Source organism: Avibacterium endocarditidis (assembly GCF_002921145.1).
In the GTDB taxonomy this organism is placed as follows: Bacteria; Pseudomonadota; Gammaproteobacteria; order Enterobacterales; family Pasteurellaceae; genus Avibacterium; species Avibacterium endocarditidis.
The window spans coordinates 1,047-13,761 of record NZ_PQVI01000093.1; the positions used below are offsets into that span (position 1 = coordinate 1,047).

The 12,715-nt window shown below is 41.7% G+C and carries 10 protein-coding genes, 1 tRNA gene and 3 pseudogenes; 3 read left to right on the forward strand and 11 right to left on the reverse strand.

Annotation, left to right across the window (positions count from 1 at the left end):
• The 4 genes and pseudogenes from rlmKL to mltA all read right to left on the reverse strand — a co-directional run.
• Positions 1-1,170: pseudogene (gene rlmKL / locus C3Z13_RS12340) on the reverse strand (bifunctional 23S rRNA (guanine(2069)-N(7))-methyltransferase RlmK/23S rRNA (guanine(2445)-N(2))-methyltransferase RlmL); the annotation flags it as partial.
• A gap of 132 nt (positions 1,171-1,302) precedes the next feature.
• Positions 1,303-2,328 (reverse strand): zinc ABC transporter substrate-binding protein ZnuA, encoded by a 1,026-nt coding sequence (znuA, locus tag C3Z13_RS07505; RefSeq protein WP_103855510.1) that lies wholly within the window; start codon positions 2,326-2,328, stop codon positions 1,303-1,305.
• A 100-nt stretch (positions 2,329-2,428) separates the two neighbouring features.
• Positions 2,429-3,202 carry a tRNA cyclic N6-threonylcarbamoyladenosine(37) synthase TcdA gene (gene tcdA, locus C3Z13_RS07510; protein WP_181022031.1) on the reverse strand — a complete coding sequence of 258 codons (774 nt, stop codon included), beginning with the start codon at positions 3,200-3,202 and terminating at the stop codon, positions 2,429-2,431.
• A pseudogene (gene mltA, locus C3Z13_RS07515) lies at positions 3,202-4,316 on the reverse strand (murein transglycosylase A). The gene tcdA and the pseudogene mltA overlap by 1 nt, the downstream one beginning before the upstream one ends.
• Before the next feature lie 236 nt (positions 4,317-4,552).
• Here mltA and C3Z13_RS07520 point away from each other — a divergent pair.
• Positions 4,553-4,630 (forward strand) — tRNA-Met (locus C3Z13_RS07520).
• A 129-nt stretch (positions 4,631-4,759) separates the two neighbouring features.
• Here C3Z13_RS07520 and C3Z13_RS07525 read toward each other — a convergent pair.
• Together C3Z13_RS07525 and mpl are read right to left on the reverse strand one after the other, a co-directional pair.
• Positions 4,760-4,969: a cold-shock protein gene (locus C3Z13_RS07525; protein WP_103853257.1), complete on the reverse strand. Its 210-nt coding sequence runs from the start codon at positions 4,967-4,969 to the stop codon at positions 4,760-4,762.
• Positions 4,970-5,149: 180 nt separating this feature from the next.
• On the reverse strand, positions 5,150-6,514 hold the full coding sequence (mpl, locus tag C3Z13_RS07530; protein WP_103855512.1) for a UDP-N-acetylmuramate:L-alanyl-gamma-D-glutamyl-meso-diaminopimelate ligase: 1,365 nt from the start codon (positions 6,512-6,514) through the stop codon (positions 5,150-5,152).
• A gap of 148 nt (positions 6,515-6,662) precedes the next feature.
• Between mpl and fbp the strand changes: the two genes are divergently transcribed.
• Both fbp and ushA read left to right on the forward strand, forming a co-directional pair.
• Positions 6,663-7,664: a class 1 fructose-bisphosphatase gene (fbp, locus tag C3Z13_RS07535; protein WP_103855513.1), complete on the forward strand. Its 1,002-nt coding sequence runs from the start codon at positions 6,663-6,665 to the stop codon at positions 7,662-7,664.
• Between the two features lie 214 nt (positions 7,665-7,878).
• Entirely contained in the window at positions 7,879-9,531 is a 1,653-nt protein-coding gene (gene ushA / locus C3Z13_RS07540; protein ID WP_103855514.1) for a bifunctional UDP-sugar hydrolase/5'-nucleotidase UshA, read from the forward strand.
• Positions 9,532-9,625: 94 nt separating this feature from the next.
• On the opposite strand, the gene murA is transcribed toward ushA, so the two are convergent.
• The 5 genes and pseudogenes from murA to mlaD all read right to left on the reverse strand — a co-directional run bounded on the left by murA (position 9,626) and on the right by mlaD (position 12,711).
• On the reverse strand, positions 9,626-10,903 hold the full coding sequence (gene murA, locus C3Z13_RS07545; RefSeq protein WP_103855515.1) for a UDP-N-acetylglucosamine 1-carboxyvinyltransferase: 1,278 nt from the start codon (positions 10,901-10,903) through the stop codon (positions 9,626-9,628).
• 16 nt (positions 10,904-10,919) lie between these two features.
• Complete coding sequence (locus C3Z13_RS07550; protein ID WP_103855516.1) at positions 10,920-11,177, reverse strand: BolA family protein; 258 nt, start codon at positions 11,175-11,177, stop codon at positions 10,920-10,922.
• On the reverse strand, positions 11,177-11,539 hold the full coding sequence (locus C3Z13_RS07555) for an STAS domain-containing protein (RefSeq protein ID WP_103855517.1): 363 nt from the start codon (positions 11,537-11,539) through the stop codon (positions 11,177-11,179). The genes C3Z13_RS07550 and C3Z13_RS07555 overlap by 1 nt, the downstream gene beginning before the upstream one ends.
• Positions 11,540-11,542: 3 nt before the next feature.
• Complete coding sequence (gene mlaC / locus C3Z13_RS07560) at positions 11,543-12,181, reverse strand: phospholipid-binding protein MlaC (RefSeq protein ID WP_103855518.1); 639 nt, start codon at positions 12,179-12,181, stop codon at positions 11,543-11,545.
• A 27-nt stretch (positions 12,182-12,208) separates the two neighbouring features.
• A pseudogene (gene mlaD / locus C3Z13_RS07565) lies at positions 12,209-12,711 on the reverse strand (outer membrane lipid asymmetry maintenance protein MlaD).
• Positions 12,712-12,715: the final 4 nt, after the last annotated feature.

The window sequence follows — 12,715 nt, forward strand, 5'->3', positions numbered from 1 at the left end:
TTTTGTACCGCACTTTCAATTTGTGCGTGCTTGTTTTCAGCGATCTGATAATTTTTTTGTACGCAATCTAACGGCCCATTTTTCGCTTTAAATTGGCGGTGCGAACGCAATCGCAGGCAGTCTAACAACGCAGGTTCACCACCGAAAATAGACGCATTCCAACCACCGAATTGCTGTTTTAAACGTTGCCCAAATACGGAATACAGGGCAATGAGCGCAGGGGTTGTGCCTAAGCGTTCGCCATAAGGCGGATTACAAATTAGCGTGCCTTTCTCGCTGGCTGGATTTTTCAACGCTGCCACATCGCCTTGTTTCCACTGAATTAAATGGGCAACACCAGCATTTTTCGCGTTGCGTTGCGCTTTTTGTAACACGCGGTGATCTAAATCAAACCCATAAAAATGGGCTTGAGCCTGCTGTGAGCCTTGTTCGGCAAGGGCGATGGCTTGGTCTTTCACTTTTTGCCAAGCCTGCGGATTATGCCCTTTCCAGAAATCAAATCCCCAACGTAAGCGGTGCATGCGGTGCAATTTTTGCTTCCATTTGTGCTGCTTCAATCAACAATGTGCCTGAACCACACATTGGATCAACCAGCGGCGTGCCTTGTTGCCAGCCTGAACGCAGCACAATGGCCGCCGCCAAGGTTTCACGCAATGGCGCAGCACCTGTGTCTTCACGGTAGCCACGCAAATGCAAGGCATCGCCACTTAAATCAAGGGAAAGAATGAAATCATCACGGTTTAAATAGGCGTGAATGCGAATATCAGGATTGTCTTTATCCACGCTCGGGCGCGCTTTGCCTTGACGCTCAAAATAATCCACAATGCCATCTTTCACTCGCATTGCCCCAAATTGAGTATGGCGAATTTCACGGTTTGTGCCGTTAAAATCCACCACAAATTGGCAGCGTTCGTCAAAAATATCCAGCCAATTTTGCCCGATGACGGTAGAGTAAAGATCCAAATCGCTATAAATTTTGCTTTGTGCCAAAGGCAGTAAAATGCGCGAGCTGAGCCTTGACCACAACAGCGTGCGGTAAAGGGTTTCTTCATCGGCTAAATAATGTACGCCCCCTTGCGCAATTTGACATTCTTGTGCGCCAAGCTCGCTGAGTTCGGTTTTTAATAATTCTTCAAAGCCACGGGAAGTGGTGGCAAATAATTTTTTCATTGGCATCTCTTATGCTTCATCAAAAAGAATGGCGGGATTATAACAGAGCCGTAAAGAGCGGTCGATTTTAATTCGATTTTTAGGCAAAAGAAAGAGCGAACAGTTAATGTTCGCTCTAAACACAAAATACTATTATTTCAAGCAGTTATAATAACTGTCCGCGGTATATTGTAGAAAGTTGGCGTAAGAATCTTTACCTAAGGCAACGGCATCGCCCATTGGGTCTAAACGCCCTACTTTTACGCCAGTGGATTTATGCAAGGTTTCGATCACTTTTGGGGTGAATTGTGGCTCGGCAAATAAGCAACCGACTTTATGCTCTTCGATTTCTTCTTTGATATGGGCCAATTTTTTCGCACCTGGGGCAACCAATGGGTTGATAGTAAACGCACCCACTTGGTTTAATCCGTAAGCCTCGTTGAAATAGGTATAGGCATCGTGGAATACATAGAAGCCTTTTTTCTGCACTGGAGCGAGCTGTTGCTTGATTTTCTCATTTTGTGCGTTCAAAGAGCGGTTAAATTCGGCTAAGTTTTTTTCAATCAGCGCTTTTTTCGCAGGGAATTGTTGAGTGAGCTTATCTGCCACCGCTTCAGCCACCACTTGGCTAATGCGTGGTGAATACCAAACGTGCCAGTTGGTTTCTAATTCATCGTGATCGTGGTCGTGAGCGTCATCTGTTCCATGATTGTGCTGATGCTCGTGAGCCTCTGATTTTCCGTGATCGTGATGATGCTCGTGGTCGTGGTCGTGATCTTCACCATCGTGATGGTGATGGTCGTGATCGTGGTGATGATGTTCGCCTTTGGCTAGCATATCAGGTGTGATGCCTGCCAATTTCGCGATCGTAACCACTTTGCTTGCGTCCACATTTTTTTGTAATGACGAGGCAAGAAACGCGTCCGCGTCTTCACCGACCCATAGTACCAAATCCGCCGATTTCAATTTTTGCACATCGGAAGGTTTCAGATTATAGTCGTGTGGCGAAGCCCCCGCTGGCACAAGCACTTGCGTGTCCGTAACCCCGTCCGCGATGGAGGAGGCAATAAAACCAAGGGGTTTTATGGAGCTAACCACGCTCGCACTTGCCAAAGTAGAAAAAGAAAACACCGCTGCCGCGACAGCACTGTGCTTAAATAAACGATTTAAGGTTGTCATAAACGCTCCCATTTTTAAGAATGATTCTCAGAAATTGTCGGCTTAGCTTAGATCGTTTTGCAAAAAATTGCTATCTTTTTTTTATTAAAAAATAAGAAGACTAGGTGGTTGTCATTAATAATTTTTCGATTACGCGGGAAACGGCGAAGAAGCCAAAGGTTGCGGTGATCATTGTCGCCGCACCAAAACCATTGGCACAATTCATCGTAGCAGACACCTGGCAATTTTCGCTCATTTGAGGAAAAATCAGCGGTTGCGTTGAAAACACGCAATCCACCCCAAATTTTCGCTTTGGATTTTGGCTAAAATGAAAATCCTTGCGTAAAATTGACCGCACTTTTGCGGCGAGGGGATCTTGAATGGTGCGGCTCAAATCAGCAATTTGAATTTGACTTGGATCGGTTTGACCGCCCGCCCCGCCCACGGTGATAACCTTTATCTTGTTGCGTTTGCAATAGGCAATCAGCGCAGCTTTGGTTTTGACGCTATCAATGGCATCAATCACATAATCATAGCCACGATTGAGGTAATCCGCTAAATTTTCGCTGGAAAGAAAGTCATCAATAATATGCACCTTGCAATCAGGATTGATCAATGCAACACGTTCTGCCATCACTTCCGTTTTCAGCTTGCCCACATTGCCAGAAATGGCGTGGATTTGGCGATTAATATTGGTAACGCAAATATCGTCCATATCAATCATTGTGATCTCACCAATGCCAGAGCGAGCAAGGGCTTCCACCGCCCAAGATCCCACGCCACCAATGCCGATCACGCAAATGTGCGCTTGGCGTAAACGTTGCAAGGCAGCAGGGCTGTAAAGTCGCCCAATGCCACCAAAGCGCTGTTCATAATTATCAATACGCGCTGTCATTATTGTAATAACCACACACGTCCGTAATGTTTGGATAAGCCTGCGATATGGCCTGCTTCATCACCGATCCCGCGATATAAATCAAAGTGATGGCCTTTTACCGCGCCGCCCACATCTAAGGCAATCATCAAATGCAATTTGTGTTCGCCAGTCCAGTTACCTTTACGGTCAATTTGTGGCACTTCCACTAACACCACCGAGCCAGAAGGGATAAGTGAGCGATCGGAAGCAATCGATGCCATTGGCACGAGCGGCACGCCTGCCGAGCCTTTCACTTTGCCCGTTGGATCGTTTTAAAATAGACATAAGATGGATTGCGTTCTAACAAGGCTTGCAAGCGTGAAGGGTTCGCCTTTGCCCAATCTTTAATGGCTTGGATAGACATTTTTCTCTGGCAATTTCACCATCTTCCACCAATAAACGCCCAACCGCCACATAATCTAAGCCGTTTTGCCCTGCGTAGGCGAAATAGTTCAAGTCGCCGTTACCAAAATCTACATAGCCACTGCCTTGCACGCCAAGCAAGAAATTGTCGATCATTGAATCGCTGTAAGCTAGTTCTAAGCCTTTGCCACGCAATGCGCCGGCATAAATTTGCGCACGGCTCACGCGTTTTTGCGATGGGCTTGGCAATGCATAAATGGGCTGATTATATTTACCTTGTGGCGTACGGCGTGCGTGGATAACTGGAGAATAATAGCCCGTCATCAACACGTTTTGATAGCCATCTTGCCCTTTCATAATCATTGGCTGAATGCCGAAACTGGATAACTCATTGACGTTTGCTCCCGATAAAACCCAGTTAGTGATTTTGCCGTAGCTCACCGCAAATTTATGGTTAAGCGTGAAGAATATTGACGTACATTAGAAAGTTGAGTTAAAAAATCCCCTTGATTTATCACCGCACTTCGATTTTCTACGCTGGAAACAGGCATTAAGAATTGTTGCTGATAGGTGCGTCCATCATATTTTGCACCGAAAATTTTGGTATCAGTAGTGGTATTTTTAACGCTCACTTTTTTGGTGTTTTATGGGTTGAACTAGAGCAAGCAGAAAGCACCGCGATAGTTAAAAGTGCGGTGCAATTTTTGAAAAATTTTGCAGACATCGGCATTTGAAGTTCCTTAATAAAATCATTTGCAATCAAACGGCGTAAAATAACAAAAAACCGCTCAAAGTGATAGCAGTTTTTGCGTTCTTTTATTTTTTAGATCAAGAAAAGTGCGGTGGAAATTTTGTGCATTTTGCCTTGAAACTCAGCAAATTGCTGATTTTTCTATCAGTTAAACCATTTTTTTAGGATTAAGGCTTGCATTAAAAATAAAACGGCGTATAGTACGCCCCCACAGACGCGGGGTGGAGCAGCTTGGTAGCTCGTCGGGCTCATAACCCGAAGGTCGTTGGTTCAAATCCAGCCCCCCGCAACCAGATTTTTAACCGCCGATTTTATCGGCGGTTTTTTATTTGTCTTTTTCCTTATTCTTCTGATCAAGATTATTTAGAATATTTTCCATAAAAAAACACCGCACTTTCGTTGCGGTGTTTTAGTAAAAAGAATTAAGCTAAAATCATTACGTTTTCTGCTTTTTTTCCTCTTTTATCATCAATAATATCAAACTCCACGGCTTGACCTTCTTTTAAGGTGCGGAATCCTTTAGATTGAATTGCTGAGAAATGTACAAACACTTCTTCTCCACCTTCTGATTGTAAAAAACCAAACCCTTTTGTTTCGTTAAACCATTTAACGGTTCCATTATTTTTAGACATTGTAAATCCTAAGTTAAATCTAATCTTAGATAACGCAATAATATTATGATGATAAAATAAAAAACTTTAAATATAGCCACAGATTATTGATTGTTATCTCTACTGCTTAAAAAGCAAAGCCATAGTAACAGCATATAGCTAAAATAGCACCTTTTATTTTCAATAAATCCCATTTATTTTTTAATTAGCTAATTTATCAAGTAATTTTTGATGAATACCACCAAAACTGCCATTTGACATCACTAAAATGTGGTCGCTTGGTTTGGCTTCTGCCACAATCATATCCACTAATTTATCTAAATTTGCTGTCCAGCTAGCAGGTTGAACGCATTGGTTTGCGATGTCCACCACATCCCACGGAATGTTGTCTGGCTGTAATAAAAAGATATGATCAGCACGCACTAGTGCAGGCGCTAGTTCATCTTTATGAACACCCATTTTCATTGTATTGGAACGGGGTTCTAACACCGCAAGAATTCGCACGCCACCGCCCACTTTATCGCGAAGTGCGGTTAAAGTTGCGAGAATTTCTGCAGGGTGATGGGCAAAATCATCATACACGCTAATGCCATTCACTTCGCCTTTTAACTCTAAACGACGTTTTGCATTAATGAAACTGCCTAAAGCGGCACAGGCATTTTCAATCGACACACCTGCGTGATACGCTGCAGCAATCGCCATTAATGCGTTGTGCATATTATGTTGTCCAACAATATTCCATTTCACTTCTGCCACTTTTTCGCCAAAATGATACACAGCAAACTCGGTGCAATCATTGGTGATGCGTTCGGCATACCATTCTTGTCCTTCTCCCAAGAATTGCTGTTCAGACCAACAGCCCATTTCTAAGGTTTCTTTTACACTTTGTTCATTGGCGAAAGATAAAATGCGTCCACTTGCAGGAATGGTGCGGATCATATGATGAAATTGGCGTTGGATCGCTTTGAGATCATCAAAAATATCCGCGTGATCAAAACCAATGTTATTGATAATCAAGGTTTTTGGATTGTAGTGAATGAATTTTGAGCGTTTATCAAAAAATGCGGTGTCATATTCATCAGCTTCAATGACAAAAAATGGGCTTTCACCTAAACGGGCTGATGTACCAAAATTGCCCGCGATGCCACCGATTAAAAAGCCGGGATTTAGTCCATTTTTCTCTAAAATCCAGCTGAGCATACCTGTTGTGGTGGTTTTCCCGTGCGTACCAGAAACCGCCAACACCCAGCGATCACGCAATAAGTTATCGTGCAACCACTGCGGTCCTGATGTATAAGGTAACCTATTCTCAAGCACATATTCCACGCAAGGATTGCCACGCTTCATTGCATTGCCAATTAACACTAAATCTGGCGCAGGCATAAGCTGAGCAGGATCATAATTCGGGATAATTTCAATTTGATTTTCCTGTAAAAAAGTACTCATTGGCGGATACACATTAACATCCGATCCCGTTACTTTATATCCCATCTGTTTGGCAATAATCGCCACACCACCCATAAACGTGCCGCAAATTCCAAGAATATGAATATGTTTTTGTGTCATTTTTTTATCTCTTATACAAAAAACGAAAATAAAATGTGCCTGAGATCACAAACTCAGTAGGAGATTATTTCTCTTGTTCAAAGGCTAGCTATAATAAATCAACTCTTTCAAACTGTACAATGTATTCATTCAAAAATAAGGATAAATTATGAAAACGTTAGGGCAATTTATTGTTGAAAAACAAGCGGAATATCCCAATGCAAAAGGCGAACTTTCAGGCATTCTTTCTTCTATTCGCTTAGTGGCGAAAGTAATCCACCGTGATATTAACAAAGCTGGGCTAACCAATAACATTATTGGTAACTCTGGCGTGGAGAATGTGCAAGGTGAAGAGCAAATGAAGTTAGATTTATTTGCTCACAACACAATGAAACAAGCCCTCATTGCACGCGAAGAAGTGGCAGGATTTGCTTCCGAAGAAGAAGAAAATTTTGTTGCCTTTGATACCGAACGCGGACGCAATGCGAAATATGTAATTTTAACCGATCCCTTAGACGGCTCATCAAATATTGATGTGAATGTTGCCGTTGGCACGATTTTTTCTATTTACCGCCGTGTTTCCCCTATCGGAACACCAGTAACCTTAGAAGATTTTTTGCAACCGGGGCATCGTCAAGTGGCAGCTGGTTATATTGTTTATGGTTCATCAACAATGTTGGTTTATACCACTGGTAATGGGGTGAATGGCTTTACTTACGATCCGTCTTTAGGAGTATTTTGCCTTTCACACGAAAATATTCAAATGCCAACATCGGGTAAAATTTATTCTATTAATGAAGGACAATATCTCAAATTCCCATTAGGGGTGAAAAAATACATTAAATACTGCCAAGAGGAAGACAAAGCTACTCAACGTCCTTATACATCGCGCTATATTGGCTCATTGGTTTCTGATTTCCACCGCAATTTATTGAAAGGTGGGATTTATATTTATCCAAGTGCTACAAACTATCCAAATGGCAAACTTCGCTTACTTTATGAAGGCAATCCAATAGCGTTTTTAGCCGAACAAGCAGGCGGACTTGCCACTGATGGCTATCAGCGAATTTTAGATATTCAACCAACGGAATTACACCAACGCTCACCGTTCTTTGTTGGTTCAAAAGAAATGGTAGAAAAAGCACAAGCGTTTATGCGTGAACTCAGCTAAGGAAAAATAAAGGCATAGTCTATGTTCTGCCCTCAAGAAATAACAGACTAAGGGCAGATCATAGATTCTTTTTTACGATAAAAATTCGTAAAAATTGCACCGCACTTAAAAATATCGCAATTTCTTTTTCATTCTACGAAATAAATGATCTCTTTTTGCGCAACTTCCGATAAAATAAATTTGCTAATTAACCAACTAGGAGAATGATTATGAAATTAGCCTCATTGTTCAAATACTCAACACTCACATCACTTTTAGCCATTTCTCTTTCAGCTATGCTTACCAAGCCAACCAAACTTATCATTTCACATTGCTTCACACGAACGATTTACACGGTCATTACTGGCAAAATAAAAATGGTGAATATGGTTTAGCAGCGCAAAAAACTTTGATTGATCGCATTCGTGCGGAAGTTGAACAGAAAGGTGGTTCAGTGATCTTGCTCAATGCAGGCGATTTCAACACGGGTGTGCCAGAGTCTGATTTACAAAATGCCAAACCTGATATTGAAGCATTAAATTTGATGGGCTACGAGGCATTAACACTAGGCAATCACGAATTTGATAATCCATTACAACTTCTTGAAATGCAAGAGAAATGGGCAAAATTCCCATTCCTTGCTGCGAATGTTTATAATCAAAAAACAGGGGATTTATTAGTCAATCCTTACACGATTTTAGACAAACAAGGATTAAAAATTGCAGTGGTTGGATTAACCACAGAAGATACGGCGAAGCTAGGAAATCCTGAATTTATGTCCGCTGTGAGATTTGAACGCCCAGCGGAAAGTGCAAAAACCGTGCTCGCAGAATTAGACAAAAATGAACAGCCCGATCTCAAAATCGCCCTTACGCATATGGGATTTTACCCTGATGCGAAATACGGTTCTAACGCACCGGGCGATGTTTCAATGGTACGCGAATTGCCTGCGGGAGCATTTGATATTGTTATCGGCGGACATACGCACGACACACTATGCATAAATGAAGACGGTTCATTTAACAGTAAATTTAAACCGGGCGATAGCTGTAAACCATTGTTTGAGAAAAACACTTGGATCATGCAAGCAGGGGAATGGGGCAAATATTTAGGGCGTGCAGATTTCACCTTTAAAGATGGCAAGCTCACCTTAGAAAATTATCAATTAGTACCAATTAACTTGAAAAAGAAAGTGAAAAAAGAAGACGGCTCAAGTGAATATGTGTTGTATCAAGAAGAAATTCCAGCCGATCCAGCATTACTTGCGCATCTCAAAACCTATCAAGATCAAGGGGATAAATTGCTTGGTCAAGTCGTTGGGAAAGTTGATGATCGTTTAGTGGGCGATCGCGATATTGTACGTTTCCATCAAACAAACTTAGGACAACTAATTGCCCGTTCACAAGCAGAACGCGTGAAAGCCGACATCGGTATTATGAATTCCGGCGGTATCCGTGCTTCTATTGAAGGGGGAGATGTAACCTATAAAGATATTCTAACTGTACAACCTTTCGGTAATATCATCAGCTATTTTGAGATGAACGGAAAAGATTTGCTCAATTATCTTGATGTCGTGGCATTAAAAGAAGTGGATTCAGGGGCTTATCCACAGTTCTATGGCATTACAATGACTGTAGATCGCAAAGCGAAAAAAGTATCTGATGTGAAAATTCAAGGAAAACCAATCGATCTCAATAAAATGTATCGCATTTCTTTACCAAGTTATTGTGCTGCAGGTGGTGATGGTTATCCAGTAATGACAGATAACCCAACCTATGTTAATGCGGGCTTTGTTGATGCAGACAGCTTGAAAGAATATTTCCAAGAACATTCGCCAATTAAAGCAGCCGATTTTGAGGCAAACAAAGGCATTATTTACAAAGAGTAATTTTGTTATCGGTATAAAAATAGCCAGAAGTTTTCTGGCTATTTTATTAAGGTGGTAACGAAAGGAAATAAAATTTAGAAGAGATTTCCTTATTTTATTCAAACGTATCCTGTTCAGTAAAGCGCTCAATTTTCGCACCTAAACCACGCAATTTATCTTCGATATGCTCATAGCCACGATCAATATGATAAATGCGATCTACAATGGTTTCACCACTTGCGATACAACCCGCCAACACCAAGCTGATTGAAGCGCGTAAATCCGTTGCCATTACTTCCGCACCTGAAAGGCTTTCTACACCGTGGCAAATCGCGGTGTTGCCTTCAATTTCAGCTTTTCCGCCCATACGGATTAATTCTGGAATGTGCATAAAGCGGTTTTCAAAAATGGTTTCGGTAATTTTACTTGTGCCTTCCGCCACCATATTTAATAGAGTGAACTGCGCTTGCATATCCGTTGGGAAACCAGGGTGTGGCATTGTGCGAATATTCACCGCTTTTGGACGTTTGCCTTTCATATCTAGCGTGATGGTATCTTCGGTGATCTCAATTTCAGCCCCCGCTTCACGCAATTTATCAATCACCGCATCAAGGGTATCCGCTTTCGTGTTATGGCAAACAATGCGCCCGCCTGAAATCGCCCCTGCCACAAGGAATGTGCCAGTTTCAATACGATCGGCCACCACCGCGTGTTCACAGCCAGTTAGACGCTCTACCCCTTCAATAGTGATAGTATCTGTGCCTGCACCGCTAATTTTCGCGCCCATTTTATTTAAGAATACGGCGGTATCCACAATTTCAGGTTCGCGTGCAGCATTTTCAATAATGGTTGTCCCCTGTGCAAGGGTGGCTGCAGTCATAATAGAAAGGGTTGCGCCCACGCTCACTTTTTCCATTACAATTCGTGTGCCGATCAAACGCCCATTGGTATGCGCTTTGACGTAACCATCTTCAAGTACAATTTCTGCGCCTAAACGTTCTAAACCGCTGATATGTAAATCCACAGGACGCGCACCAATGGCACAACCACCGGGGAGCGAAACCTGTCCTTGATGAAAACGCGCCACCAAAGGTGCTAATGCCCAAATTGAAGCACGCATTGTTTTCACCAGTTCATAAGGTGCAATGAAATGATTGATTTTTGAGCCGTCTAAATACACCACGCCACCGTCTTTTTGCTCTACTTGCATACCAAGCTGACGCAAAATTTTTAGTGTGGTTTCAATATCTTTTAACTCGGGTACATTGGTTAAGGTAACAGGTTCTTCGGCTAAGATTGCGGCAAATAAAATAGGCAAAGCGGCATTTTTTGCCCCTGAGATTTTAACATCACCGCTTAAACGAGATTGCCCATAAACACGAAATTTTTGCATATCAATGTCCTACTGATTAATTAATTGGGTTAAGTAAACGCTCACGTTTCCACTTTTCTTGGGTAAAGGTTTTAATGGTTAAGGCGTGAATTTCGCCAGTGGAAAAATAGCCCATTAATGGTGCATAGATAGTTTGTTGCTGTTTTAATCTTGAAAGTGTGGCAATCTCATCATCAATAACAATCACGCCGAAATGGGCGTTCTCGCCTTGTACATAAACTTCTTCAAGCCCAAGTGCGTCTTTTAAAATTCGTTCAATTTCTTGCGTTTCCATTAATTATTTCCACTATGTTGTAAAAACGGGTCAATCCATTTTGATAACCCAAAAAGATCAGCCAATGTGAGGAATTGCTCAGGTGCATTTTGAATGATTTGCGTCTGTGCTTGCTTTTGGCAATGATGAATAAAATCACACAATAAGGCAAAGCCTGCACTGTCAATTCGCGTTAAATCGGCAAGTTCCCAAATAAGTTGCTGGTGCGCAATTTTATCCGTAGATAAAAAAGAATAACGTTGTTCCCACAATGGCAACAACGTTTTTCTGGATAACGCCCCAGTCAAGCGGAGCGTTATCTTATCATCATTTTGTTCAAATGCCCAAGTTAAACTTGGTGCTAAACCTGATGTATTGTGCATTGATTATTTACCCAATGTAACAGGCGCATTTGCCGCTTTTTGCACTTGTTGGGTCAGCGCTTCAATGCCGTCTTTGCGTAAGGTTGCACTCCATTCTTGTTTTTTGGTGTTTACCATACTCACGCCTTCAGCCGCCATATCATACACTTGCCATTCACCCGTTCTGCTGTTTTTACGCCAGAAGAAGGTTAAATTAATTGGCTGCGCATTACCATTTTGCATCACTTTCACGCGAATGCTCATTTGGTTATCAGACACATTTTTCGGTTTTTCAATGTCAATTTTTTGGTTTTTATATAGGGTTAAAACTTGCGCATAAGATTGCTCAATAAATTGATCAAAGGCGGCGAAAAATTTTGTACGCTGCTCTGGCGTGGTACTTTTGAAATACTGCCCTAACACCAATGATCCCGCATAATTAACGTGTACATAAGGCATTAAATCTTTACGCACAATGGTTCTTAAATAATTTGGGTTTTGTTTAATTTGGCTTTGGCTGTTAGCAATATCGTTAAACAATTTGTCTGATGCCTTTTGCATTAGGCCATAAGGGCTATCGTCCGCCATTGCTTGCACCGCAAAAAGTGCGGTGAAAATTACTAAAGTTTTGCTTAACCAGTTTGTCATTGTTTGTTTTAACATTGATTCCTCCGTAAAACGAAAAAGAAATTATTGTTGCGCTTCAGGTTTGCTGTCATCAGATTTATTCTTATCCCCATAAAGGAATTGGCCGACTAAATCCTCTAACACCATTGCCGATTTGGTATCCACAATTTTACTGCCCTCTTTGAGCATTTTAGTGGTTTCACCATCATCAAAACCAATGCTCAACGCAATATATTGTTCACCTAATAAGCCTGAAGTTTTAATTGAAAGCGAGCTGTTATCAGGAATTTCGTTATATTCTTGATTGATCGCAATCTTCACCACTGGCAAATAGGTTTGTGGATCAAGCTCGATATCACTTACTCGCCCAATTACCACACCGCCAACTTTTAATGGCGCACGCACTTTTAGTCCACCAATATTGTCAAAAGTTGCACTCACTTGATAAGATTTTGCTTGGCTAAAGCCTTGCACATTTGCCACTTTTAATCCTAAAAAGCAAAAGCGCCAATGGCAAGCAATAAAAATAACCCTACCCAAAATTCATACTTTGCTGTTTGTCGCATAAAA